29 protein-coding genes and 2 tRNA genes are annotated in these 24,587 nt (G+C 68.4%); 12 read left to right on the top strand and 19 right to left on the bottom strand.

Annotated elements, in window-relative coordinates; translation table 11 throughout:
• Positions 1 to 13: 13 nt before the first annotated feature.
• The gene (locus APQ99_RS01840; RefSeq protein WP_010903410.1) at positions 14 to 490 is read right to left on the bottom strand and encodes a DUF5813 family protein; all 477 of its coding nucleotides are present in this window, start codon (positions 488 to 490) and stop codon (positions 14 to 16) included.
• A gap of 93 nt (positions 491 to 583) precedes the next feature.
• On the opposite strand from APQ99_RS01840, the gene APQ99_RS01835 reads away from it, so the two are divergent.
• The 3 genes from APQ99_RS01835 to APQ99_RS01825 are packed head-to-tail and all read left to right on the top strand — an operon-like array spanning position 584 to position 2,138.
• Positions 584 to 970: a fluoride efflux transporter FluC gene (locus APQ99_RS01835; protein ID WP_010903409.1), complete on the top strand. Its 387-nt coding sequence runs from the start codon at positions 584 to 586 to the stop codon at positions 968 to 970.
• Positions 967 to 1,326: a fluoride efflux transporter FluC gene (locus APQ99_RS01830; RefSeq protein WP_010903408.1), complete on the top strand. Its 360-nt coding sequence runs from the start codon at positions 967 to 969 to the stop codon at positions 1,324 to 1,326. The genes APQ99_RS01835 and APQ99_RS01830 overlap by 4 nt, the downstream gene beginning before the upstream one ends.
• 50 nt (positions 1,327 to 1,376) lie before the next feature.
• On the top strand, positions 1,377 to 2,138 hold the full coding sequence (locus APQ99_RS01825) for a geranylgeranylglyceryl/heptaprenylglyceryl phosphate synthase (RefSeq protein WP_010903407.1): 762 nt from the start codon (positions 1,377 to 1,379) through the stop codon (positions 2,136 to 2,138).
• Between the two features lie 2 nt (positions 2,139 to 2,140).
• On the opposite strand, the gene APQ99_RS01820 is transcribed toward APQ99_RS01825, so the two are convergent.
• From APQ99_RS01820 to APQ99_RS01800, 5 genes are all read right to left on the bottom strand, one after another.
• Positions 2,141 to 2,494 carry a nuclear transport factor 2 family protein gene (locus APQ99_RS01820; RefSeq protein WP_010903406.1) on the bottom strand — a complete coding sequence of 118 codons (354 nt, stop codon included), beginning with the start codon at positions 2,492 to 2,494 and terminating at the stop codon, positions 2,141 to 2,143.
• 69 nt (positions 2,495 to 2,563) lie between these two features.
• A tRNA-Leu gene (locus APQ99_RS01815) sits at positions 2,564 to 2,646 on the bottom strand.
• Positions 2,647 to 2,724: 78 nt separating this feature from the next.
• Complete coding sequence (locus APQ99_RS01810; RefSeq protein WP_010903405.1) at positions 2,725 to 3,066, bottom strand: ferredoxin; 342 nt, start codon at positions 3,064 to 3,066, stop codon at positions 2,725 to 2,727.
• Positions 3,067 to 3,112: 46 nt separating this feature from the next.
• On the bottom strand, positions 3,113 to 3,655 hold the full coding sequence (locus tag APQ99_RS01805; protein ID WP_012289404.1) for a peptidylprolyl isomerase: 543 nt from the start codon (positions 3,653 to 3,655) through the stop codon (positions 3,113 to 3,115).
• A gap of 67 nt (positions 3,656 to 3,722) precedes the next feature.
• Positions 3,723 to 4,781, bottom strand: a complete 1,059-nt coding sequence (locus APQ99_RS01800; RefSeq protein ID WP_010903403.1) for an anthranilate phosphoribosyltransferase — start codon at positions 4,779 to 4,781, stop codon at positions 3,723 to 3,725.
• A gap of 110 nt (positions 4,782 to 4,891) precedes the next feature.
• Between APQ99_RS01800 and ahbB the strand changes: the two genes are divergently transcribed.
• The gene (ahbB, locus tag APQ99_RS01795; protein ID WP_010903402.1) at positions 4,892 to 5,929 is read left to right on the top strand and encodes a siroheme decarboxylase subunit beta; all 1,038 of its coding nucleotides are present in this window, start codon (positions 4,892 to 4,894) and stop codon (positions 5,927 to 5,929) included.
• 9 nt (positions 5,930 to 5,938) lie between these two features.
• On the opposite strand, the gene APQ99_RS01790 is transcribed toward ahbB, so the two are convergent.
• The 5 genes from APQ99_RS01790 to APQ99_RS01770 all read right to left on the bottom strand — a co-directional run bounded on the left by APQ99_RS01790 (position 5,939) and on the right by APQ99_RS01770 (position 7,898).
• Complete coding sequence (locus APQ99_RS01790) at positions 5,939 to 6,205, bottom strand: hypothetical protein (protein WP_010903401.1); 267 nt, start codon at positions 6,203 to 6,205, stop codon at positions 5,939 to 5,941.
• Between the two features lie 31 nt (positions 6,206 to 6,236).
• Positions 6,237 to 6,443, bottom strand: a complete 207-nt coding sequence (locus tag APQ99_RS01785) for a hypothetical protein (RefSeq protein WP_012289403.1) — start codon at positions 6,441 to 6,443, stop codon at positions 6,237 to 6,239.
• A gap of 237 nt (positions 6,444 to 6,680) precedes the next feature.
• Positions 6,681 to 7,001, bottom strand: coding sequence for a hypothetical protein (locus tag APQ99_RS01780; protein ID WP_227970882.1), 321 nt, complete (start codon positions 6,999 to 7,001; stop codon positions 6,681 to 6,683).
• 191 nt (positions 7,002 to 7,192) lie between these two features.
• Positions 7,193 to 7,266, bottom strand: a tRNA-Ile gene (locus APQ99_RS01775).
• Positions 7,267 to 7,340: 74 nt separating this feature from the next.
• Positions 7,341 to 7,898 carry an FxsA family protein gene (locus tag APQ99_RS01770; RefSeq protein WP_010903399.1) on the bottom strand — a complete coding sequence of 186 codons (558 nt, stop codon included), beginning with the start codon at positions 7,896 to 7,898 and terminating at the stop codon, positions 7,341 to 7,343.
• 100 nt (positions 7,899 to 7,998) lie between these two features.
• Between APQ99_RS01770 and APQ99_RS01765 the strand changes: the two genes are divergently transcribed.
• The 3 genes from APQ99_RS01765 (at position 7,999) to APQ99_RS01755 (ending at position 11,636) form a co-directional block, all read left to right on the top strand.
• Complete coding sequence (locus tag APQ99_RS01765) at positions 7,999 to 9,579, top strand: DUF255 domain-containing protein (RefSeq protein ID WP_012289401.1); 1,581 nt, start codon at positions 7,999 to 8,001, stop codon at positions 9,577 to 9,579.
• 290 nt (positions 9,580 to 9,869) lie between these two features.
• Entirely contained in the window at positions 9,870 to 10,670 is an 801-nt protein-coding gene (locus tag APQ99_RS01760; RefSeq protein WP_010903396.1) for a TrmB family transcriptional regulator, read from the top strand.
• Positions 10,671 to 10,775: 105 nt separating this feature from the next.
• Positions 10,776 to 11,636: a DUF4870 domain-containing protein gene (locus tag APQ99_RS01755; protein ID WP_012289400.1), complete on the top strand. Its 861-nt coding sequence runs from the start codon at positions 10,776 to 10,778 to the stop codon at positions 11,634 to 11,636.
• A gap of 47 nt (positions 11,637 to 11,683) precedes the next feature.
• On the opposite strand, the gene mptA is transcribed toward APQ99_RS01755, so the two are convergent.
• Positions 11,684 to 12,619: a GTP cyclohydrolase MptA gene (gene mptA / locus APQ99_RS01750; protein ID WP_010903394.1), complete on the bottom strand. Its 936-nt coding sequence runs from the start codon at positions 12,617 to 12,619 to the stop codon at positions 11,684 to 11,686.
• A gap of 48 nt (positions 12,620 to 12,667) precedes the next feature.
• Entirely contained in the window at positions 12,668 to 13,516 is an 849-nt protein-coding gene (locus APQ99_RS01745; protein WP_010903393.1) for an NAD(+)/NADH kinase, read from the bottom strand.
• Positions 13,517 to 13,638: 122 nt separating this feature from the next.
• Here APQ99_RS01745 and APQ99_RS01740 point away from each other — a divergent pair, with 122 nt between their 5' ends.
• On the top strand, positions 13,639 to 14,838 hold the full coding sequence (locus tag APQ99_RS01740) for a KaiC domain-containing protein (protein WP_049892523.1): 1,200 nt from the start codon (positions 13,639 to 13,641) through the stop codon (positions 14,836 to 14,838).
• A 37-nt stretch (positions 14,839 to 14,875) separates the two neighbouring features.
• On the opposite strand, the gene APQ99_RS01735 is transcribed toward APQ99_RS01740, so the two are convergent.
• Positions 14,876 to 15,301 carry a universal stress protein gene (locus tag APQ99_RS01735; protein WP_012289398.1) on the bottom strand — a complete coding sequence of 142 codons (426 nt, stop codon included), beginning with the start codon at positions 15,299 to 15,301 and terminating at the stop codon, positions 14,876 to 14,878.
• Positions 15,302 to 15,349: 48 nt separating this feature from the next.
• Complete coding sequence (locus APQ99_RS01730; protein WP_010903390.1) at positions 15,350 to 17,149, bottom strand: ATP-binding protein; 1,800 nt, start codon at positions 17,147 to 17,149, stop codon at positions 15,350 to 15,352.
• 102 nt (positions 17,150 to 17,251) lie between these two features.
• Between APQ99_RS01730 and APQ99_RS01725 the strand changes: the two genes are divergently transcribed.
• A complete protein-coding gene (locus APQ99_RS01725; RefSeq protein ID WP_010903389.1) occupies positions 17,252 to 17,599 on the top strand; it encodes a DUF7113 family protein in 348 nt (115 codons plus the stop codon).
• Between the two features lie 7 nt (positions 17,600 to 17,606).
• On the opposite strand, the gene APQ99_RS01720 is transcribed toward APQ99_RS01725, so the two are convergent.
• From APQ99_RS01720 to APQ99_RS01705, 4 genes are all read right to left on the bottom strand, one after another.
• On the bottom strand, positions 17,607 to 19,214 hold the full coding sequence (locus APQ99_RS01720; protein WP_010903388.1) for a hypothetical protein: 1,608 nt from the start codon (positions 19,212 to 19,214) through the stop codon (positions 17,607 to 17,609).
• Positions 19,215 to 19,964 carry an ABC transporter ATP-binding protein gene (locus APQ99_RS01715; RefSeq protein WP_010903387.1) on the bottom strand — a complete coding sequence of 250 codons (750 nt, stop codon included), beginning with the start codon at positions 19,962 to 19,964 and terminating at the stop codon, positions 19,215 to 19,217.
• Between the two features lie 43 nt (positions 19,965 to 20,007).
• Positions 20,008 to 21,246 carry a DNA double-strand break repair nuclease NurA gene (locus APQ99_RS01710; protein ID WP_010903386.1) on the bottom strand — a complete coding sequence of 413 codons (1,239 nt, stop codon included), beginning with the start codon at positions 21,244 to 21,246 and terminating at the stop codon, positions 20,008 to 20,010.
• A 323-nt stretch (positions 21,247 to 21,569) separates the two neighbouring features.
• A complete protein-coding gene (locus APQ99_RS01705; RefSeq protein ID WP_136361515.1) occupies positions 21,570 to 21,815 on the bottom strand; it encodes a hypothetical protein in 246 nt (81 codons plus the stop codon).
• 320 nt (positions 21,816 to 22,135) lie between these two features.
• Between APQ99_RS01705 and APQ99_RS01700 the strand changes: the two genes are divergently transcribed.
• The 3 genes from APQ99_RS01700 (at position 22,136) to gpmI (ending at position 24,587) form a co-directional block, all read left to right on the top strand.
• Entirely contained in the window at positions 22,136 to 22,582 is a 447-nt protein-coding gene (locus tag APQ99_RS01700) for a hypothetical protein (protein ID WP_010903385.1), read from the top strand.
• A gap of 106 nt (positions 22,583 to 22,688) precedes the next feature.
• On the top strand, positions 22,689 to 22,943 hold the full coding sequence (locus APQ99_RS01695; RefSeq protein WP_010903384.1) for an Rcat domain-containing protein: 255 nt from the start codon (positions 22,689 to 22,691) through the stop codon (positions 22,941 to 22,943).
• Positions 22,944 to 23,060: 117 nt separating this feature from the next.
• Positions 23,061 to 24,587 (top strand): 2,3-bisphosphoglycerate-independent phosphoglycerate mutase, encoded by a 1,527-nt coding sequence (gpmI, locus tag APQ99_RS01690; RefSeq protein WP_010903383.1) that lies wholly within the window; start codon positions 23,061 to 23,063, stop codon positions 24,585 to 24,587.

Raw genomic sequence — 24,587 nt, 5'->3', positions numbered from 1 at the left:
CGGCCAACCCCATCTACAGCGGCGTTCCGCCGGCTTCCTGCGCGTTCTGGGCGGCCTGCTCGCGCATCGCCCGCACCGCCTCGATGTAGTCGTAGCCCGGCACGATCCCCTGGAACCACGTTCCTTCCACGTAGTTCACCAGCGCCAGCGCGTCGTCGGCGGCCATCCCGGAGCGCGGTGCCATCGTCAACGTCACCGTGATCTCGCCGCCCGCCCGCGTGACCGCCGACACCGACACGTCCTCGGCGCGCGTGACGCTGTCAGCGTCCCGCACGCGGCGCTCGAAGGTCTCGTACCAGCCGTCGCTGACCACGTCCGCGACCTGCTCGGTTGTCGCCGCGTCCAGCGTCGGCACCACGACCGCGATCTCGACGCCCGGCGGCTCCACGGCAACCACCGCCTCCCAGTCGTTCGTCGTCGGCGCAAACGATCTCTCCGCCACCGCCCGGAACCGACCGTGAGACTCGAACTCACCGGCGATCTCGTCCATTGGCCGCCCCTACGGTGCCGGGCCGTTTGGACGTTGCGCTGGCGGCGCGGTGCTTCGACAGCTACACGCGCGCCCACCCGCAATCGGACCACGATGGGGATCCCACTCCGGATCGACGCGCGGTCGACAGCGCTCGTCGCCGTTGGCGGGGCCGTCGGCGCAGTGCTCCGATACACCGTCGCGCAGGCGATCGCCGGCCCGCTGGGTACGCTTGCCGCGAACGCCGCCGGGAGCCTCGCGCTCGGCGCGCTGGCCTACGAGGCCGCCGCCACCGACAGCGTGCTTTCCGCCGACGCCCACACGCTGCTTGGGACCGGCTGCCTGTCGGCGTTCACGACGTACAGCACGTTCGCCGTCCAGACCGCAGGCCTCGCGCCGCGCTGGATGGCCGCGAACGTCGCCACGACATACGCCCTCGGGTTCGCGGGCGTGCTCGTTGGGCGCGCAATCGCCGCCACAGCGCGGGGTGATCGGCGATGACCGGCGCGGTGGCTCCGCCGGCGGTGCTCGTCGCCGCCGGCGGCGCGCTCGGCGCGGTGCTCCGGTGGCGCGTCGTCGCCGCCACGCCCACCACGGAGTACCCCGCGGGCACGCTCGTGGTGAACGTCGTCGGGTCGTTCGTGCTCGCCGCGCTCACGTTCGCCGCGGCCGACGCCGACACCATGCTGTTGTTCGGCACGGGCGCGTGTGGCGCGTTCACCACGTTCGCGTCGTTCAGCGTCGACGTGGTCGCGCTCGTCGACGCCGACCGCCCGGTGGCGGCCGCCGGCCACGCCCTCGGCAACCTCCTGGGTGCCGGGCTCGCGGTCGCGCTCGCGTGGCTGCTGGTCGCGTGACAACCCCGCGGTCGGAGGACTGAAGCCCACGCCCCAGCAAACCCGCGGTAATGACCATCGACTGGGGGTCAGTCACCCACATCACGAAAGTCGACCCCGCGGATCCGCTGCCCGACGACGCGTCCGTGCTCGGGCACACGGATCTCGTGATCGTCGGCGGCTCCGACGGCGTCACGGAGTCGAACACGCTCGCGACGATCGAACGCATCGCCACCGAAGCCCCCGACATCCCGGTGTGGCAGGAGCCCTACAGCGGCAGCCACGTCTCCAAAGACACCATCGAAGCCGTCGACAACGTCGCCGTTCCAGCCGTCTACAACGGCGATTCCGCGAACTTCGTCGACAAACACGTCGACTTCTTCACGCAGGCCGCCCGCAAGCCAGCGCAGCTCACCGGGGCGAACCTCCCGCTGGTCGGCGACATCGTCGAGTCCAAGGGCCGAGACGCGGTCACCGACCTCACCGACGCCGTGCTCGCGGAGGGATACGTGGTCCAGAACCTCGACTCGAAGGCCGCCGCCGAGTCCGGCGTCGACACCCTCTACACGCCCGAGCAGGTCGCCGGCGCGGCCCTCGCCACGGAGTCGTTTTTCGACTTCCCCGTGTTCTACGTCGAATACTCCGGCACCTACGGCGGCCCCGCGGACGTCGAGGCCGCAGCCCAGTACCTCGAAGACACCACGCTGCTCTACGGCGGCGGCATCCAGAACGGCACCCAAACCCGGGCGATCCTCGACGCCGGTGCCGACGCGGTCGTGGTGGGTGACATCTTCCACGAGGACCCCGACCGATTCATCGACACCATCCCCTGACGCTACTCGTAGGCGAGCCACAGCCGCTGGATCAGCCCCTCGACGACCGTGTAGACGCACAGCGCATCGCGCTCCCCGCCGTCCGTGTTCGTGATGTGTTCGTGGTCGACGACGTACGACCCGCAGCTCACCCGGTCCACGACGCTGATCTCCGGGGCCGCCTCGGCGAACTGCTCACCGTACGCCGCCTCGATCGCCGCCGTCCCCACCGCGATCGGGTCGCCGTCGCCGTCCAGTGCGTCGAACGTCGTCACGACGGCGTCGTCGTCGAACTCCGCGGCGAACGACGCCACGTCACCGTCGTTGTACGCCGCGATCTGGCGGTCGACCACGTCCTCGGGCTCCGTGCTCCACATGTCGGCACCGTCGCAGCGCTCCCCGATGAAGGCTGGGGCGCTCGCCGCCGGCAGCGCTCGCAAAACGAGTGCGAGAGGTGGGATTCGAACCCACGAACCCCTACGGGAGCGGGTCTTAAGCCCGCCGCCTTTGGCCGCTCGGCCACCCTCGCATCTCCGTAGTGTGGGGGCGCGGAGAAGTGGGTTACGGTCACGCGGCGGCGCGAGCACGGCGCTGCCCGCGTCCGCCGCTACCAGTCGACGGACAGGCTGCCGTCCCCGCTGGGGTCGGGCGCGATCTCCTCGTCGCTGCGGCGGTCGACGACGTGAATGACGCCGTCGCCTTTCTTCGCGGGGCAGGCGTCGGCGGCGTCGATGTTGTGCTGGAGGTCGTCCTCGTCGAAGAAGTACGCCACCGGGTCGGCCAGCCCGGTGCCGATGTCCATCTCCCAGTTGGCCGACACAGCGGCGCATTTCCCCGCCCCGAAGCATTTGTTCGCCTCGAAGATGATCTTGTACGGCGCGTCCTCGATCGGCGGCGCGTCGGTTTCGCCGATGTCGCTCGGGTCCGGCGCGGTGTCGGCGTCGCTCATGGGTCACACTTGGGCGTGACCGGTCTTTCGGCTTTCGGTCGGCGGTCTACTCGTGGATCTCGACGCGGTCGATGGTGATCTCGGACGCCGGCGCGTCGTTGGCGTCGGTCTCGACATCGCCGATGGTTTCGACGACGTCCATGCCGTCAGTGACCGCCCCGAACACCGCGTGGCGGCCATCGAGGTGCGGTTGGGCGTCCAGGGTGATGAAAAACTGGCTGCCGTTCGTGTCCGGCCCGGAGTTCGCCATCGAGAGCACGCCGGGGCCGTCGTGGGTGAGGTCGTCGTGGAACTCGTCGGCGAACTCGTAGCCGGGGCCGCCCCGGCCGGTGCCGGTCGGGTCGCCGCCCTGAATCATGAACCCCTCGATGATGCGGTGGAACGAAACCCCCGCGTACAGCGAATCCCCGCGGATCTCGCCGCTCTCGGGGTCCTCCCAGGTGACGGTGTCCGGCGCCGGGTCGGCGTCCGCCGCGGGCTCGTGGCGCGCGAGGTTCAGGAAGTTCTCGACGGTGCGGGGGGCCCGCTCGTCGTACAGTTCGATGTCGAATTCGCCCTCGCTCGTGTGAACCGTGGCGTCGACTGGCATCGTGTTTCGACAGTCGGCGCGCCGCATGAAAAACCCTCCCGACTCGACCGCCGCCGCGTGGCGGCGCTCAGAACGCCCGCAGGTCGGCCAACAGCGCCTCCGCGGTGCCGTCGGAAATGACACGCTCGGCGGCCTCGATGCCCTCGTCGAGCGTGTCGACGTCGGTGCGCGCGTACAGCCGCAGCGCGGCGTTCACCAGCACGGCGTCGTGGAACTGGTCGGTGCGCTCGCCGGACAGCACGTCCTTGGTGATCGTCGCCGAATCGGCGGCCACGTCCTCGACGTGGAGGTCCTCGGTCTCGAAGTCCATGCCGTACTCGGGGGTTTCGATGGTGAAATCCGCGAGGTCGCTGCCGGCGTCCCACTCGGCGACGGTCGTCGACCCCGGGCGGACGTCGTCGTACCCCTCAAGCCCCTGGAACATGAGCACGCGCTCGAAGCCGGCGTGCTCGCTCTCCCGGACGGTTTCGACCATCTTCTCGGCGAACGCCAGGTGGTAGAACGACCCCAGGTGGACGGCCGCGTCGGCGGGGTTGGCAAGCGTCTCGACGGTGTTGACGAACGTCCGTACGCCCATCTTATCCCGGCGATCCCACAGGGCGTCCACGGTCGGGTTGAACGCCGGCTGGTAGTAGAACCCGAAGCCGTGCTCGTCGACCATCCGCGCCGACGCCTCCGGCGTGAGCTCGGTGCGCACGCCCAGCGCGTCCAGGACGTGCTTGTACGCGACCTCCTTCTGCGAGGGGACGTGATCCCCGGAATGCACGACGATCGGCGTTCCGGCGGCGGCGGCGACGATGCCCGCAGCAACGCCGAGCACCGCCGACCGCGCCTTCCCGTCGTAGTTCGCCCCGCAGTCCACGGGGTCCGCGTCCGGGGCCGCCGTGTGCCGGCTCTCCTCGTACATCACGTCGACGTACGCGCCGAGCTCCTCGGGGTTGTTTTTCTTCCAGCGGTTCGCCAGCCAGAACGCGCCGAGCGTTGTCTGATCCGGTTTCAGGTCCAGAATGCGCTGGAACGCCTCGCGGGCCTGCTCGCGGTCCATGTCCCCCGCGGATTTCGGCCCGGACGCAACGACTTCGGTGTTCAGGCGCTTCAGCGGCCACTCGCCGTACTCGTCTGCCATACACGCCGGTTGGGCGTACACCGGGGTAAATCCACGCACTTCCTCCCAGATCGTGGTACGCCCGACCGGAACCGGTACACAGTAACCGCGGGCGGTCGTAGCTCCCCGTGATGGTTTCGGGTGATTGGCGCGACCACATCGACGACACCGACGCACGCCTGATCGACGACTACCAGAGCGGCTTCCCGGTCCGCGAACGCCCCTTCGAGGCGCTGGCCGACGACCTCGATACGACCCCGTCGGACGTCCTCGACCGCGTTCGCAGCCTCCGTGACGACGGCGTCTTCCGGCGCTTCGGCGCGGTCCTGAACCCGCCGGTTATCGGCTCCTCGACGCTGGCGGCGGTCGCAGCGCCTGACGACCGCTTCGACGAGGTGGCCGACGTCATCAACGGCTACCAGCAAGTGAACCACAACTACGAGCGCGCCCACCGCTACAACCAGTGGTTCGTCGTGACCGCCGGCGACCGGGAGACACGCGACAGCATCCTCGCGGACATCGCCGACCGCACCGGCTGTGCGGTGTTGAACCTCCCGATGCTCACGGACTACTACATCGACCTGGAGTTCCCCGTGGTGAACTCCGACCGGTTCGCCCGCGAGTCACTGGCCCACACCGCCGTCGACGCCACACGCATCAGCGAAACCGCCACCGGCGACCTCGCCACCCTCGACGCCGAGCTCCTGCTTGCGATCCAGGACGGGTTCCCGCTGTCCGCCACGCCGTACCGGGACATCGCCGCCGACATCGACGCGGACGTCAGCGCCGTCCTCGACGCCGTCGAGCGCCTGCTGGCCGACGGCTGCATCAAGCGCGTCGGCTGCATCGTCAACCACGTCGTCACCGGGTTCGACGCCAACTGCATGGTCGTCTGGGACGTCCCCGACGACGAACTCGACGAGCGCGGCGTCGCCGTCGGCGAACTCCCCTACGTGACGCTGTGCTACCACCGGCCGCGGCGACCCGACCAGGACTGGCAGTACAACCTCTTCACGATGATCCACGGTCGGGAAAGCAGCGCTGTCGACGAGAAAATAGACGAACTCGCAGCCACCGAACTCCCGTTCGAACACGAGCGGCTGTACAGCAAGCGCACGCTCAAACAGACCGGCGCTCGCTACGACGATCTGGTTGACGCCGCCGAGTAGTTTCGGCGGTTACTCGCGCGCCGTCACGAAGAGGATCGGCGCGATCACGAGCAACGCGATGCCGACGAACCGGAACATGAACGGCGTCTCGCCGAGCAGCGACTCCGGCGTCGCCAGGAACAACACCCCGAACAGGGTGGTGTTGATGGCGACGATCTTCCGACTGCCCAGCGGCAGCGTTCCGACCACGGAGCCGATCAGCAACACCGCAAGCACGTGCCCGATGTGGTAGTTCTGTAGGAAGTTGTCGACCAACGGCAGGGGCGTGAACACCATCCTTTGAACGAATTTGGCCGCGAAATCCTCTTTAAGGTTCCGTTCCGCCCTCCGTCCGGGACAGATCGAGGGGGCGAATCCACGTGTACCACACCGTCAGAACCATCAATCCGTACCCGCCGGCCCACACCGCCTCGTCGGCCAGTCCCGTGGTGGACTGCGCGACCAGATAGCTCGCAACCCCGGGGAGGACAACCCCACCAGCAAGCACTGCGGCGAGTTTCACGTGGTCGTTCACGCGTCACTGTTCGGGCTCGAGCCGCCTGAATGTCCCGGTTCGTGACCGGTCGCGATGGCACTGTGTGCGTTCCGTACAGGGGGAGCCGCACCGGGGTCGGCAGGGGGATCACGCTTGACGGACTGGGCACCCCGGGCGGTCAGAGACACGGGCTCCGAGCGGAACCCACGAGACCGTGGCGCCCCGACCGTTGTTAACCCACAGCCGCAGTTGCAGCGCGTGCAAACGCCGCGCCGTTCACACGCCGAGTTGGCGCGCCATCCACTCCTCGCCGGCCTGCCCCAGCATCGCCTCGAAATCACTGAACGACGTCCGTGCGGCCACGTACTCGTCGAACGCCGCTTCGGGGATCGCCGCGAACTCCGCCCGCGACGACACCGACCACTGGCTGGCCGCCATGAACGCCTCGAAGCTCTCGGCGTCCGTGTGTCGCTGCATGAACGACGGCGGGAACACCACGCCCAGCGCGTCCCCGTTCTCGGCCAGCGACGCCGCCCGTGCGTGGAGTTCGTCCACCACCGCGCTCACGCTCCCGTACTCGTTGCCCCCGTCACTCATACCACGACCATCGACGCCCGCGGTCAAAACAGTTCGGTGCCCACGCCCCGACGGCGGCCACACCTCCCGAGCGGGACGCGATACCGAGTTGTGCAGCCCTGGGTTCAGCGGACCCCACCGCATGACGCCACCAACGACAGCGCTACGGACTCGAACCACCGGCGGAAGAACCCTGCCGCGCGAACCGCTAGTGGGTCAGTGCGGATTTGAACCGCAAGCCTCCACCTTATCAGAGTGGCGCTCTACCTAGTTGAGCTACTGACCCGCGCACTTCGAGGTAGTCCGGTGGTACAATTAAGGGTTTCCTTTCGACCGGACGACGGCAGCCGGTCCCACGGCTCACTGGTCGCCGTCAGCGTCGTCCTCGAAGGAGACGTCGTAGGCGTCGTCGCCGAGGTTGATGGTGTCGTCGTCGCCGTCGCCCGCGCCGCCGCCGAACCCGGATCGAGGGTCGCCGCCGGCCCCGCCGTCTCCCCCGGGGAACCCGAACGTGTAGACGTTGCCCGAGACGAACCCGCCGGTTTTCGCGTCGAGCTTCGGGGTGACGTACCGCTTGACCCCCCAGCGGAACGCCACACGCGTGACCGGGATCACGATCAGGAACCCAAGCGCGTCGGTCACCAGGCCCGGCGTGAGCAGGAACGCACCGGCCGCGATCAGCAGGCCGCCGTCGACGAGCTCGTTCGTCGGCGGGTCGCCGCGCGCGACCGACGCTTGCAGCCGCGACAGCGTCGCACGCCCCTCCGCCCGCACGAACAGCGTCCCCAGCAGGGCAGTCAGAACCACCAGCGCCACGGTCAGCTGCCAGCCGAGCTCACCCGCCACGAACACCAGAAAGACGGCGTCCACGAGCGGCACCACCAGCAACGCAAGAAATACCGACCGAAAGCGAGGCATGCCCGAGGGTTGCCGGGCATGCCTGATAGCCTTTCTGCTCCCGCCGGTGCCGTTCGGCGGTCCGAAACCGTTTCCCGGTGGCGACGCGGAGTACTGCCGTATGAGCGACGCCAGCGACGACCGAACGCGCGTGGAGTGGCGCGAGTGGGGGAGTGATGCGTTCGCGGACGCCCGCGAGCGCGGCGTGCCCCTGCTGGTGTCGGTTGTGGCCACGTGGAGCGAGTCCTGCCGGGCGATGGCCCAGCGCACGTACGCCGAACCCCGGATCGCGGCGAACATCAACGACGACTTCGTGCCGGTGCGCGTGAACGCCGCCCGCCGCCCCAGAGTGCGCGAGCGGTACAACATGGGGGGGTTCCCGTCGACGGTGTTCGTCACCCCCGACGGCGAGCATATCGCGGGCGCGACGTTCCTCGAACCGGATGGCTTCCGGCAGGTCCTCCAGCGGGTGCGCGAAACCTGGGACGACGCGGGCGCGGACGCGGGCAGCGTGCCGCGCGCGCTGTCCGGTGGCGAGCCACCGGCGGCGCCGCTTTCGGGCGACATCGAGGGGCTGGTCGCGGGCCAGCTCGCCGACCAGTACGACAGCGAGCACGCCGGCTGGGGGTCCAGTGAGAAGTTCCCCCTGCCCGAGACGGTGTCGTTCGCGCTGAAGCGCGACCGGGACCGCGCGCTGCGCACCCTGGACGCGATCCGCCGCCATCTCGTGGGCGACGACGGCGGGTGTTTCCGGTTCGCGCACGGCCGCGACTGGTCGGACCCCCAGACGGAGCGCACCCTCTCGGTGAACGCCGGCATGCTCGCGGCGTTCGCGCACGCCTACCTCACCACCGGCGACGACGAGTACCGCGGGGCGGCCACTGGCGTCCTGGACTACCTCACCGAAACGCTCTGGACGGGCGCGGCGTTCGGCGCGGGCGAAACCCCCGACGGCGGCGTCGACGACGCCGCGTACGCCGACGGGAACGCGCTGGCCGCCGACGCGTTGCTGTCGCTTGCCGCGTACACGGGCGACGACCGTGCAACCCGGTACGCCGAGCGTACCCTGGACTACATCGCCGACGAACTGCTCGTGGACGACACGGTTCGACACTACGCAGGAGCGGCCGCGCCCGTGGGCCTGCTCGCCGACCGCGCGCGCGTCACTGGTGCGCTCACGACGGCGGGGCAAGTGTTGGATCCGGCGTACCTGGAGCCGGCACGCGCGGTCGCCGACCGCGCGATCGCGGACCTCCAGGACGACACCGGCGCGTTCGTCGACGGCCCCGAGACGGGTGCCGGGCTGCTCGACGAGCCGCTGCGCCCCATCGACGACACGGCCGCGATGGCGGACGCGCTCGTCGACCTCTCCTACCTCACCGGTGAGGCGCGCTACCGGGACGCCGCGCGGGACGCCATCGCCGCGTTCGCGGGGGCCGCCGAGCGCATGGGCGTCCAAGTTGCGGGGTACGCGACCGCCGCCGCCCGCCTCAGCACTCGCCCGCTGGTGATCCGGGTGGCCGACGACCCCGGCAGCGAGCTCCATCGGGCCGCGCTCCGCATGGCCGACCACGAGAAGGTGGTCGCCGTCGGTGTGGACGGCGACCCGGGGACCGCGTGGCTCGACACTGCCGACGGCGACACCGACGCGGTCGCCACCCCGAGCGCGCTCGCGGCGCTCGTTGCCGACACGGCGCAGTAGCCATCCCGCCGCCCGGCGGTCGCCGGCGGTTTCCGGTCTCTTGCCCGCTATATAGGCCTCTGGAGCGGGATTCAAGTCGCTGGCGACCGATCCGCTACGTGATGGCCCACGACGAGCCCGGCTCCCCCTCGGACACCGCCCCGGACGTTGACGAACTCCTCGGTGATCTCCCGTACGTCGTTGTCTGGCGCGCCAGGCCGTGACGCCGCATACGCCGCCCAGTCCCGGCAAGTGCTGCCGATTATAAACTGTCGGAGCGTTTTTCACGGCGTGTCTTGAATTGACGCACCATGTCCGACTTGAGGGACTTGGGGCTCTCGGAGTACGAGGCCAACGCTTACCGATCCCTGTTGCGCATCGGCGCAGCAACCGCCAAGGAGTTGTCGTCGGCCAGCGGCGTTCCGATGGGACGCATCTACGACGTGCTTGGCAGCATCGAATCCCAACACCTCGTGCGCAGCCAGGCCGCCAGCCGGCCGAAGAAATACGTCGCCGTCGAACCCGAGACGGCGCTCAACAGACTGCTTGAGGACCGCAAGCGCGAGCTCCAGGAGAAAGCCACCCAGTACGAGAACGTCGTTGACACGCTGGCGCGCGAACTCGACCACCCGAAAGCCCCCGAAGACGGCTTCTGGACGGCGGAACTCGGCCCGGCGGCCGCGCTGGATCTGTGGCTGGAGCGCATCGACGCCGCCCAGGACACGATCACGCTGGTCTCGGGGACGCCCGCCTCCGGGTTCGACCTCGACGACGTATCCAGCCAGGTGTTCGACCGGCTCGCGGTCGCCGTCGAGCGCGGCGTCGACGTTTCGGTGCTGTTGTCGTCGGACCTCGCGGACTGCATGCCACACGACGTCAACGAGCGATACATCGACGCGCTCGCCGACGACCCCACCTACGAGGTCCGCATCGGCGACAGCATCGACGGCAACGTCACCATCATCGACGGCGCGGAAGTCTGCCTTGAGGTCTCGAACCCCGTCCAGCCCGGCGAAGCGTTCGCCACCATCGACCTCCAGGACCGCGAGTTCGCCGCCGACGTCCGCGCCGCCTTCGAGGAGAGTTGGGGCGATTCGACGACGCTCGGCTGAGTCCGTCGGCGGGTACACCCCGCGGGCCGGTGCCACGCCGAGGCGGATTATCTCGCCCTGTGTTCCAAAGAAAGTTTTATCGGAGTCTGCGGGAACCTTCCCCGCGTGCGTTCGAGTCGCTCGCTGTTCGTCATCACCGCTGTCACGCTGCTCTCGCTGGCCCTGGACGTGATCAGCGCCAACTGGGCTCTGGACATCTTCACGGCGGGCCCGTTCGCGCTCGTCGGCTTCGTTCTGTTCGTCGTCCTGCAGACGCTCCTCGTGCCGGTGTTCTTCGCGGCGCTGTACGTCGACATCGGTGTCGCGCGCGCCAGTGCGGACCCGTGGTCGCCGTCCCGCTGGCTCTGGGTCGGCGGTGGCGCACTCGCAGCACTTGCCGCCTACCTGGTGGCCAGTAACACCACTGCCGCCGTCGTTCTGGTGGGCGTCGCGTACCTCGGCCGGCGCTTCTATGCCGCCACCCGCGGGACCGCCGCTGCCGGGCCGGAACCCGCTGCAGGTGGCGACGCCACCGCCCGCTCCGTCGCCGGTGTCTCCGTCCACGTGCTCGCGCTCGCCGCCGCCGCTGGCGCCTACGTACTGACGTCGGACATCGCCGGCGCCGCCCTCGCGTTCGGCGGTGTCGCCGCCGTGGTGTTCGCGGCCAGCGAGCACTCGTTCACGAGAGCGAACGCCCGGAACGCGCTGAACTGGTCGCTGTCCGTGCTCGCGTTCGCGACGGTCTTGGCCGTCCCGAGCTTCCTCTATGCGATGGACGGCCAGTTCTACGGATACACAGTCTCCGGGCCCCTGTTCCCGCCGGCGCTCGACGCGGCCGCCAAGACCGGGTCGGTCGCGCTCGTCGTGGTGGCGCTGCTGGCGGTCGTCGCGACCATCCCCCTCGCGGCCTTCGCCACGTGGCGAGCAGCCATGGGGGCTCCGTGGTCGTACCCGCTGGCCGCGTCCGTCATCGAACGACTCACCTGAGGCCGACGACCGGACGAAGTAGAACTGGCTGCCGGCCGACTCGCCGATTACTCGCCGCTGCCGACTTCCTCGCGGAGCTGCCCGAACTCGGCGACGCGCTCGGCGTGGGCGTTGTGCTGGTGGATGGACTCGTCGTTGGACTGCTTCATCGTCACGACTGCGTCCTCGGGGAGGTGGTCGAACTCCTCGACGACGCCGCGGGCCATCGACCGCACGCAGTCCTCGACGAACTTCGCGTTCGCGTGGGACTCGTAGGTCATGTGGTCCTCGTCGGGGCGTTTTGCGGTGTTGTAGATGCGCGCGCTCATCGAGTCCCGCGCAACCGACACGAGATCCATCAGGTTCACGTCCGGATCGCCACCGGCTTCGACGGTGAGCGTGGCGTGGCCGCGCTGGCTGTGCCCCGCCTGCGGCACGTCGCGCAGGAACTCCCGGACGGCGTCCTCGCCGACGCCGAGCTCGGCGAGTTTCCGGCGCGCGGTCTCGCTCATCATCTGCTGGCTGCAGGGACACACTGTCATGCCGACGACGCGCGCGCCGATCTCCTCACGGGTGGGCGCGTCCTCCTGGGCCGTCGCCGAGGCGATGATGTCGATGGTGCCCTGGGTCGGCAGGTCAGACGCCGGCGTCTCCTCGCGCAGCATCAACTCGGCGTTCATCTCGACGGTCGCCGTCGTCGTGTAGTCGTGTTTCTCAAGCAGCCGCTCGGCGACCTCCCCACACATCTCCTCGACGCGGTAGATCGGCTCCCGAACCGCGTCTTCGAGCGTTTCGTCGATCACGCGCATGTTCCGACTCATGTCGATGCCCTTCCGTCCCCGGGGCAGATCGACGTACACCTCGAACTCCGCCATCAGCACGATCGGGCGGTCGTCCTCGCGCGCGATCTCGACGAGTTTCTCCACGCCCGTGACGCCGACTTCGCTCAGGCCAACTGATACGTCAGGCTCGGTTGCCTGCACGTCCGGCAGCTGCTGACTCATTGGCCGGGCGTACGTCGGGAGGCTCAATACCACTTTCCGTTCCGGCACTCACTCCAGTTTGCTCAGCGCCTCGAAGAAATCCGCCGCCGGCCCGGCCACTCGCGCCGGCTCGTCGGCCGCCGTCACGGTCATCTCCACGGGCGGGTCCACGCGGGTCAGTCGCCCACCGTCGCTGGCCACGACGACGCGCCCCTCGCCGCCGTCGTCGAGTGTCTCCACGCGAATCCGGATCTCGCTGTCCAGCCCGGTCACCAGCGGCGGGAGCGCGTCAGCCCCACACATCTCCGTGACGACGAGCGCGTCCACGCTGGGCTGCACCAGCGGCCCGCCCTCGCTGAGGTTGTACGCCGTGCTGCCGGTCGGCGTCGCCACGAGCACGCCGTCGGCGCGCGTCGCCTCGTACTGGGAGCCGTCGACGCGCACATCGACGGCCACGCCGTGGCCGTGGCCGCGCTGCTCGCCCTGGATCGCCACCTCGTTGAGCGCGGGCGTGCTCGCCCAGCCGTCGCCGGCCGCCACGACCCGGGGGACCTCCCGGCATCGGACCGCACCCGTCTCCCGGTAGCGGTTGACCTCCTCTCGGACCGCTTCGACGGCGTCGGCCGGCGCGACCGCGTTCAGGAACCCGACCTCACCGAGGTTGACGCCGAGGATCGGTGTCGCCCCCGCGCCCCGCGCGGCGAACAGAAACGTTCCGTCACCGCCGATCGACACCACGAGATCGCAGTCCGTGAACGCCGTGGTGTCCCGCCCGCACTCGCCCGCGCAGGCGAGCGCCTCCGCGGTCGCCGTGTCAACCCAGACGGTCACCTCAAGCGCCCGCAGTTGCTCGCGGATCTCCCCCGCAAGCGAGGTTGCGCGCTCGTTGCCGCGCTGGGCGACGATGCCGACGTGCATACGTCTCCCTGGGACGCCGGCACTTGAAAAACCCGCGGGCGGCGGAAACTACTTTTCCCTCCCCGTCTTCGCCCGAAACATGACGCCGACAGTGCGTTCGGGCACGGCCCGGGGGCGACACTGTGGCTGACGACACCGCCGCCGGGAGCGACGACGACGACGACGATGGGTCCGACGGCGATTGGTTCGAAGCCGCGTTCGCAGCCGACGACGACGACGCCAGCGAGACCGACGATGCAAGCGACGTGGACGCCGACGCACCGCCGGACGCCGACATCGGGCGCGCCCGAGACGAACCCAGCACCGCCGCGGACGCCGACATCGGGCGCGCCCGAGACGAACCCAGCACCGCCGCGGACGCCGACTCGGCGGACCCGGAGACGTTTGCGACCGCCTTCGGGACCGAAGACGACACGCCCAGCGGCGACGGCCCCGGCAGCGAGGAGGGGCTTTTCGACGACGACTTCGCCGACGCGTTCGCCGGTGCCGACAGCACGCCCGCACAGCCCCCAGACGGGCTGGCCGACGACAACAGCGGCGGCACGCGCACGTTCGGGTTCGACGTCGAGGGCACCGACGCCCCCGGCGGCGGCGGCGACTTCGAGGATCCGGAGTTCGACTCCGACATCCCACGCATCAACGTCGGCATCGAGGGGCTCGACGAGATGGTTCAGGGCGGCGTCCCCGAGCGCTCGCTGCTGGTTGCGGTCGGCGAAGCCGGCACCGGCAAAACCACGTTCGGGCTGCAGTTCCTCCACGAGGCGCTCTCCAACGGGGAGCGCGCGGTCTTCATCACGCTCGAAGAGTCCCGGGGGCGGGTCATTCAGAGCGCCGACGAGAAGGGGTGGGCGTTCTCCGAGCACGCCGACCGCGGGAACCTCGCGGTCGTGGACATCGACCCGATCGAGATGGCGAACTCCCTCACCAGCATCCGCAACGAACTCCCGCGGCTCGTCGAGGAGTTCGGTGCCAGCCGGCTGGTGTTGGATTCGGTCTCCCTGCTGGAGATGATGTACGACGACCAGTCCACGCGCCGCACCGAGATCTACGACTTCACCACGGCGCTGAAGGAGGCGGGCGTCACCACGATGCTCACCAGCGAAGCCAGCGAGGACAACCCGTTTGCCTCCCGGTACGGCGTCATCGAGTACCTCACTGACGCCGTCGTGGTGTTGCGCTACATCCGCCCGGAGGATTTCCGCGAAACCCGTCTGGCCGTCGAGATTCAGAAGATCCGGGACGCAAACCACTCCCGGGAGACCAAACCCTACGAGATCACCCACGAGGGGATCTCGGTCTACCGGCAGGCCAACATCTTCTAGCTGCGGGCCCGCGGTCCTCGGCGTGGCGGCCGCGGCGTCACCGGACGATCGTCACCGGAATCGGCGACCGCCGAACGACGTTTTCGGCGACACTCCCAAGCAGGATCCGGGTCACGCCCGAGCGCCCGTGGCTCCCCATCACGATCTTGTCGATGTCGTTTTCCTCGGCGTAGGAGACGATGGTGCGACTGGGCCGCCCGACCTCCGTGGCGGTCTCCAGGGTCGTGTCGTACTCGTCGGCGGCCTCCTGCGCGTCAGCGAACAGCTCCTCGGCGGCGGCCTTCGACTGCTCGAACCACTCCTCGGAGTATCCTGGTACCGCCGCCTGCGAGGTGTATCCGGCCTCGATCGGGTCGATGACGTTCAGCACGGTGATCGTCGCGTCATCGAACTCCGTGAGGGCGTGATTGATCGCGGTTTCCGCCTGCGGCGATCCATCGATCGGCACCAAAACTCGGGGCATGCATGGGGATTCAGCTGCCGAACGCATAAACACCGAGGCTCGTTCCTATCAGTCGCGACCGTGGCGCGTCACGCACGTCGCCAGCCCCTGGACCTCCACGGGCTCGGAGTTGTCCGGCGAGTACACCACCATCTGCCCGGTGTTCATGTACGGCACCTTCGACTGCAACGTGGCCGGAATGTTCACCGCCTGGATCGCGTCCTCGTCGCCGAGGTTCAACACGACCGTCGTGTTCACCTGCTTGAACACGGGACCAGCGATGTCCTGGGGGTCCTGGGTGATGAGGAACAGCCCCAGGCGTTCCTTGCGGCCCTGCTTGGCGGCCTCGGTGAACTTCCCGACCACTTTCCGGGCCTGTACGCTGTCGGCATCCGAGAGGAAGTTGTGCGCCTCGTCCATCCCCACCAGCAGCGGCGTCCGCTTGATGGCGTCGTACCGGGGGTCGTTCGAGAGCTTCTGATCGACCAGCAGGCTGGACACCGCGAGCACCACCGTTTCGGCGGCCCGTGAGTTGCTGATGTGGTAGGTCGGCACCACCGAGAGGCGGCCCGGCTGCACGAACTCGCGGTCCTCGACGAGGGCCGTGATGGACCGCGCGTCCTGGTCGAACAGGCCGTTGGGCATGCCGTTCACCCGGCGCAGGACGGCCTCGTAGGTGGCTTCGTGGACGCGCCCGGACTCGTCGAGTTCCTCCTTCAGCGCGGGGTCGTCGAGGAACGCACAGAACTCGCGGTAGGTGCCGGACTCGCCGTACTGACCGAAAAAGCGGTCGAGCAGGAGGTGAAGCGCGCCGTACTGGTTGTCGTTGAGGCCGCTGGAGGCGACCAGCCAGGGGTTGTCCCGCACCATCGAGAACGGCACCGTGAACGCGACCTGTTCGGCGGCGTGGTGGTCGGCGGCGTACGACGCCGAGCCGACCGTCGGGACGAACGCGACGGTGTCGTCGTGGCCGCCGTAGGCCAGCCCCTGTGTCTCCCACTGGCGCCGGTCGCTGGCGTCGGCGTCGGGGTTGTCGTCGTGCATCTGGGCGTACTCGTCTTGGGGGTCGAACTGGACGACCGCCATCCGGCGTTCGGGGCCGCCGGAGTCGACGGGGTACCGGCGGTCCTCGTGGAGGTACTGCCGGAGCACGTTCTTCGCAGCGTGGGTCTTCCCGGAGCCCGTGCCGCCCGCAATGAGGGTGTGACGAAACACGAGCGGGTCGCCCGCCTCGTAGCCGTCTTTCACCCGGTAGTCGATGGTCGGCGGGTCGGCCGCCGTCCGGACCTTCTCCCCGCCGACGGAGAGGTGCCCGAGGAACACGCCGTCGGCGGGGATTTTCAGCCCGGCCTTGATCTCGGCCGCGTCGTCGGCCGCCCGAACCACGGTTTCGGGTTTCGGGACGCGGTCGGGCATCCGGCGCGTGATGTCGTCGCCCTCGTCGGAGAGGACGGCGACCGGATCGAGTTCAGCGAGGAACTTGTAGTCCGCCTCGTCGACGCCGTCCGAGCGCATCGCACGCCGGGCGTGGATCTCGGTGGCGTCGTCGCTCTCGAACGCCTGGACGTATTCGAGGCCCGTGATCTTGCAGAACAGCGTCTCCCCGCCCGGATAGGGCGCGACGAGGTAGGTTCCCAGCCGGACCGCAGCCCGGTTGCCGGCGGTGACGTACGCCTTCAACGCCGTCTCTTGGCCGTCTTCGTGGATGCGCAGCCCCTCCGAGACGGCGAGCGCGCCGAGGCCGTCGTCGCTCCCGGTGGCTTCGAGTGTCGGGCGGTCGAAGTCGTCGTCCGCTGGGGCGGGGTCGTCGTCGCCACCACGCTCGTCGTCGTCGCGGCCGTGGTCCGCGAAGTCCCCGAGGTCGCTCATGGACGGGCCGTGGCGGCGCACGGACTAACCGCTTTCCCCTGCCCGCGCGGCTCAGCCCCCGGTGGCCCGCGGTCTTTTGTGTGTCGCCGTGCTAGCGCCGGCATGCTGCTGGTTCGTGGGTCGGCGGGCGGAACCGCCCTGACGGGAACGCTGTACGAGCGCGGGGAGACCGCGCCGTCGTTCAAGGGAGCGCCCGACGAGGCGGCACCCTACGTCTGGGTGTGCGACGAGTTCTACGAAGTCGACAGCGGCGGGCAGGTCCAGCGCGTCGACGGCGAGGACGTGCACGTCGCCTTCGAGTCGCCGATGCCCCGGGGGTTCGAGACGCGGGACGCGGCCTTGGAGGCGGCCCGCGAGCACGTGCGCACGCAGTTCGCGCGCATCGGCGTGGACCCCGAGACGGTTGACGTGACAGTGGTGCAGGAACACGAGGCCGACGCCGAGTTCTGAGCGCGGGTCAGCCGTCCGCGGTGTAGCCGTCGAAGGCGCGGACGGCGTTGCGGCCGGCGACGACAGCGCAAGCACCGGCGACGGCCAGGCCGACGGCGAGCCCGGCGACGTGGACGACCGCCGTCGAGACCCCGAGCACGCTACCGAGGACGCTCCCGACCGCGGGGGATTGAGCGCCGGTGGCGATGCCCGCGGACAGCAGGAAGACGATCGTGTAGACGCCGAACGACCACAGCGACGGGACGACGACTTCCCGGCTGCGGGTCATGCTTGTGGCCTCGTACTTCGGGAAGGACGCGCCGACGCCGGCGGCGACCGTCGCGGCGAGCGCCGGGAGGACGACGCCGCCAACGGCGAGGCACGCGACCGCGACCGACGACAGGGGGCTGAGGACGCCCAACACGACCGCGAGCACGATCGAGACGGGGGTGCCAACGAGCGCGCTGGCGGCGACCAGGCCGGCCACGACCTCACGGCCGGCGACGCCCGAGGTGGCGGTGACCGGGAGAACCGCGCCCTCGTCGCCGAGCGGGTTGAGGGCGAACAGCGCGCCGGTCGCCCAGGCGGCGTACAGGGTGAGCGTCGCGGGCAGCGTGGCCGTGACCCGCCCCGCCGCGATGCTGTTCTGAATGGGGCCGAACAGCACGAACACGGGGTAGATGACGTAGAGGAGCTTGATCGGGGCGCGGCGCGCCCGCAGCCAGCTTTTGCGTGCTACCCACGCCGCCGGGCGGCCGAGCACGCCGTCGAGGCGGCCGCCGCGTGCGGAGTCGGTCGTGCGGATGTCGGCGTGCGCGCCGTCGTCGTACCAGCGGCGCTCCGAGACGCGAACGCTTGCGAGCACGCCGAGCGCGGCGACACCCACCGATCCGGCGAGGACAGCCCCGGCGCGGAGCGCGCTGGCGTCGGCCCCTGGGACCGTGATCAGCGCGAGGTCGGTGTACCACGCCACTGGGGACGCACGCGCGGCCTCGATGACCGGCCCGGCGACGGTCCAGAGGGAGTCCGTGAGCAGCAACGCGAGGTACGCGACGAACGCCCCCGCACCGAGCGCGCCCTTGTACCGGTCGACGAACGCCGACTGCCCGAGGGCGTACGCGATGACCATGCCGATGGGGAACCCGACGAGGTACGCGGTCGTGGTGAGCGCGAGCACGGCGATCGGCGCGGAGAGGAGCGCCAGCGGCCGCCCCACGCCGCCTGCAAGCCCGACGCTGGCCACGAGCAACGGCGGCACGAACATGCCCGCGACGCGGACGTACCCCGCGGCCAGCAGCCCCCCCACGACGTCGCGGGCGGGGACGGTGGTGAGGTAGCCGTCACGGACATCGATGTCACCGATCTGGAGCACGGTGAGGTAGGCGGTCATCACGACGGTGACCACGCCGATGCCCGCGGGCACGAGGGTGCCGATCGCACTGGCCCCGTCGACAACCGACTGCGCATTGGCGTACACCACCCAGGTGATCCCCGGGGTCATGGCGGTCACGGCGACGACGGCGAGGCCGACCGCGAAGTGGTGGGTGACGCTCTTCCCGCGGAGTTTCCGCCAGCCGATGCGGAGTTGGGTGGCTGCGATGCGGGCGGCGTGGTGGGTGTTCGGAACGCCGGGCATCTACGCCGCCCCGTCGATGCCGCCGGTGACGGTGAGGAACACGTCTTCGAGGGTGCGCTCGTCGCCGGCCTCGGCGCGCTGCTTGAGGGCGTCCGGCGGGCCTTCGGTGACGAGGCTGCCGTCGTAGAGCACGCCGACGGTGTCCGCGAGGTCGTCGACGACCGGCAGGATGTGCGTCGAGAGGAAGACGGTGGCGTCGCCGGCGGTGAGATCCGCGATGGTGTCCCGGACGGTGCGCGCCGCGCGCGGGTCGAGTCCCGAAGTGGGTTCGTCCAAGAAGAGCACGTCGGGGTCGTGGAGCATCGCCTGGATGATGCCGGTTTTCTGTTTCATCCCCTTGGAGTACGTCGAGATGCGGCGGTCGGCGTCGTCGCCCAGCGAGAACCGCTCCAGGAGGTCCGTGATGCGTTGTTCGGCCCGGGGGTCGGGGATATCCCGGAGCCCCGCGATGTATCGGAGCTGTTCGCGCGCCGTGAGCTCGGCGTGCAGCGGCGGCTCCTCGGGGAGGTAGCCGATGTTCGGAACCACCGACGCTCGGTCGGTTACCTCAACGCCGGCGACGGTGGCGGTGCCGCTGGTCGGTTCCACGAGCGTCGTGAGCATCCGCATGGTCGTCGTTTTCCCGGCCCCGTTGGGCCCCAGGAAGCCGTACACCGAGCCGCTGGGGACCGCGAGATCTATCCGCTCGATGGCTGTCGTGTCACCGTACCGCTTCGTGAGGGCGCGTGCTTCGATTGCGCGGTCGGTCATCGTTCGGCGGTCCTCCGGCCGGCCGTATAAAACCGCCCGCCGGCTACCAGCGGTGGTCGTCGTAGTTCCGGTCCTCGCGGCTGCCGACGACCCGTTCGAGCTTGCGCACGAGCTCCTGTTTCTCGTCGCTGCTGATGCGCGCGAGCTCGTCGGCTTTCCCCACTGGTTTCGGGGGGCCGGCTTCGGCAGCGACCTGGCTGGTGACGTAGCGCTCGACCGCCGCCCGGCAGTCGGGGTCGTCGGCGAACACGCGGGGCACCTCGACCCTGTGCACGAGATCCGTGCGGGGGTCGTAGACGACGAAAAACGCCACCTCGTAACAGGCGGCGTTCAGTTCGCGGTCGACGCCGAGTGCGTCGGCGTCGGCGAACACGCCGTCCGCGCCGAGCGTGGACGTGAACCAGCACGTCCACGTGAGCTCGTCGGTGCGTCGGTGGTGGTCGTCCCCGTCGAACTCGCGGCGCTCAAGCACCTGGCCGAAGAACGCGGCGTCGGTGGCCCACGGCGTGGGGCGGCCGCGGTCGCGGAGCGCGCGCACGAGCGCCTGGCTCGCGGGGCTTTTCACGAAGCCGGCCAGCGGGACACCCCGGTCGGCGAAGTCCTCGACGAGCCGGACGTAGTTCTCAAGCACTTCGCCGACGAGTTCGTTCTGCGTGACGAGGTCCGCGAGGCTGGCGTGGCGGTCGGCCCAGTTCACGAGCTGTTTGGGATAGACGGGACCGTCGAGCAACAGCAGGTCCCCGACGCGATGGGCGTGTTCGCGAGCGTGATGGCTCTCCGCGAGGTAGAGCGCCAGGCCGTGGACGACGCGCTCCTGGTCGCGGGCCAGCGGGGTGGTGTGGACGATGCGGCCCCGCCAGTAGCCCTCGTCGTGTGTCTGCCAGTCGGTGCTCGTGTCGACGCTGGCGTCGTTGGAGTGGACGCTGGTGATGGTGGTGCGGGCGCGGTGGCAGTCCAACTCCGAGGGGGTCGCGCTCATCGCGGCCTGCGCGAGGTCGAGAACGAGGCCGTTGGTGAACGTCCGAGGGTTGATCGTGCCGGAGTCGAGGCCGTGGGCGGTGTCGAAGGCGTCGGGCTGGAGCGCGAGGTCCTCGATCGGGGCGGCGTGTTTCGCGAGGTCGTCCAGCGGTTCGAGGACGGGGCCGTCGTCGCCGTACAGCGGGTCGAGGAACTCTCGGAACGTTTCGTCGGCGAGATCCCGGTGCTCCTCGGCGTCCACCTCGTGTGTGATGTGCGCGGCGAGGGCCGCGATGCCGTCGAAGTGGACGGGGTCGAGAGTCATGCTCACGGCTCGGGGGCGGACCTCCTAATATTCCATCGGTCAGTGTTACTCGAACTAAGAATGTTGATGGGGTCTTCAACTGATAAGCCTCTGAATTAGATGGTTCAAATCACGCCAACTCACTAACAACATCACGAAAGACAACAATATCCCACCGAGGAAATAATTGACAACTCCTATATTTATCGTCCTACGGTTGTTCCGCGTTCAATTCCGCATAGCGATTTTTCATCATAGGCGCCGCCACCCGGAAAACCATCCTTAGTATTGCTATTTCTGTACTGGCCTTATTTGACACTTAGTTCGTTTAGGATAGGAATTTGCTAATTACTAATTACGATTCTCGTTCCATTATTTCTGCATTTTTCCCTCTCCTTGTTATAATCCATTAAGAAACCGAGGTGATCTGGCAGTCCTGAGCTTTGAAGTCTGAATTCTTTTTTTGCAATTAATGATGAACCGATAATCACTTGGATTCTATTTCTACCCTGAGGTGCCTTGATTGAACCATTGGAATAGATTTTAGCGTTCTGGCGATCGTTGTCCCCTTTCTCAATGGTTTCTTTCACTTCTTGATTATTTATAATTTTACTTTGAGGGGTTGTTTAGACTCCGGGCTTCCTCTGATGATTATATCATCTAGGGCAGAAAGGTGGGCCGCGGGCCCTTTTTCTCCGCCTTTTTCTTTTGCGGTTGCAGTTCCAGTTGCTAGCTTAACGGCTAGAGCAGTACTTGTTGCCGTCAACAAGTCCCGTCGTGAATAATCTCGTCCTATATTATAACTTGCTATAACTAGAAATAATACAGTGGGAGATAGAAAGAAAACAAGAGTAAAATCAGTAGTTGTATCATAACAAAATTATTAAGGATAACGCGAGGGTGTATAAACATGGTCCGCTCCGCAACCATACCCCTCGTTCTGATCGCTCTACTTGCGGCAGCAGGCTGTCTGGGCTCTCCAATCATGGAACCCGTCCGGAACCAGACAACTGCATCAGCCTCGACCACCACTGCGTCTACCACCATACCACAGGCGACGTACCCTGATGCCCCGGAAAACCCGACCAATGAAACCGTGAAGCAGGCTGTTGTAGCATTCGAAACGGCTCGACTACAGAACGAACTTCGAGACCAATACGAACTTACGTACTTCGAACTGGGGTATCTTCAGCCAGTAAACGTAACTGTCCTAAACCGAAGTGATGGTGGTCTTTACGTGAGGATTGACGGGTCGTACTCCTATGGGACACCGGACAGGAGTGCCGACGGCGTTCCCGTCCGTTCGCTGTACCACGTGAACGAAACCGCGATTCGTCACGTGAACAAGACGACGTAACGTGGTACGGGCGTGAACACTACCCGGGCGCTCCTTATCCTTTACTCGCGACCGAAGCAACTTTTGTCAGAATTGTTAACTACTCGGACGTGGTAGCCAGCGGTGGATGCAGCAACACCGCGCGAACTCGGTGAACTGGCGGCGCACCGACAGCGGCGTCGAACTCTACGACGAGACCAACCCCGACGCCTGGATTCACGTCGACGTCGACCCCGGCGCCCCCGCAGACGAACGCCCCTACAGCGTTTGCCCGGACTGCGGCGTCGTCGCCCCACAGCGCACCGCCCCCACCGACCACATGGTGTGTGGCGAGTGTGGCGCCGAGTTCGACAACGACGAGCGCCCCGCTGACGACGCGTAACGATTGCTGGACGCGCTCGTCCCGAACGCCGTTCCGAAGCCGCGTCGACTGGGCGGCCACGCTCGCGGCGGGCAGCGACACGACACCTACATACTCCCGGCTGCCACAGCCCCGTACATGCAGGCCGCGCTTGTGATTCTGGACGGCTGGGGCCTCGGCGACCACGACAGACGCGACGCAGTCCGGGCCGCCGACACCCCGACCTTCGACGAGTACGCCGAACGAGGCGCGTTCGGGACGCTGACCACGTCCGGCCGGGACGTGGGGTTGCCCGACGGCCAGATGGGCAACAGCGAGGTCGGCCACCTCACCATCGGCGCGGGCCGCGTCGTGAAGCAGGCGTACACGCGCATCGAGGACGCCATCGCCGCGGGCGACCTCTGCGGGAACGACGCCATCTCCGGCGCACTCGACCACGTCGCCGACACCGGCGGCACGCTGCACGTCATGGGTCTGGTCTCGGACGGCGGCGTCCACGCCGACCAACAGCACATCCACGCGCTCGTGGAGTGCGCCGCCGGACGCGGCGTCGAGGCGGCCGTGCACGCGTTCACCGACGGCCGGGACACCTCGCCGACCGGCGGCGAGGACTACCTCGCCGACCTCGAAGCCGTCGCCGACGAGCACGGCACCGGCGACGTGGCGTCCGTCTCCGGGCGGTACTACGCGATGGACCGCGACCAGAACTGGGCGCGCACGAAGCGCGCGTACGACGCCATCACGCGGTCCGACGGGGTCGCCCATCACGCCGCTGCCGCGGTCGACGCCGTCACCGACTCCTACGAGCGCGGCGACACCGACGAGTTCGTCGAACCCACGACCATCGAGGGCGGCGCCGCGCTCAGCGACGGCGACGCCGTGGTGTTCGCGAACTTCCGGGCGGACCGCGCCCGCCAGCTCACCCGGCTGCTCGCGGACATCCACCCCGCGGACTGGGACGCCGACGGCATCGAGACGAACCCGCCGGCCGTGCCGGTGGTGACGATGACCGAGTACGACGAGACGTTCGACTGCCCGGTGGCGTTCCCCGCCGCGGAGCCCACGGACACGCTCGGGGCGGTGCTCGCAGCCCACGACCACACCCAACTCCGGGTCGCGGAGTCGGAGAAGTACGCCCACGTGACGTATTTCCTCAACGGCGGCCGCGAGGTCGCGTTCGACGGCGAAACGCGGACGATCGTGGACAGCCCGGACGTGCCGACCTACGACGAGCAGCCCGCGATGAGCGCGCCCGCGGTCACCGACACCGTGCTGGACGCGCTGGCCGGCGACGACCCGGACGTGCTCGTGTTGAACTACGCCAACCCCGACATGGTCGGGCACACCGGCGACTTCGACGCCGCCATCGAGGCCGTCGAAGCCGTCGACCGGGAACTCGGCCGCCTCGTGCCCGCGCTCAACGACGCCGGCGCACACGCCTTCCTCACGGCCGACCACGGCAACGCCGACGACCTGGGGACGCCCGCCGACCCACACACCGCCCACACGTTCAACCCCGTGCCGTTCGTCTCGCTTCCGCCCGCGTCCGGCGACACCGCGGCCGTCCGCGACGGCGGCGCGCTCCGGGACATCGCGCCGACGCTGCTGGACGTGCTCGGCATCGACCGGCCGACCGTGATGACGGGGGCGTCGCTGCTGGAGTGA

It is taken from the genome of Halobacterium salinarum DSM 3754, assembly GCF_008124605.1.
Classification (GTDB): domain Archaea; phylum Halobacteriota; class Halobacteria; order Halobacteriales; family Halobacteriaceae; genus Halobacterium; species Halobacterium salinarum.
Note: the sequence above shows the minus strand (reverse complement) of the source record. Positions and strands in the feature narration are given on the sequence as shown.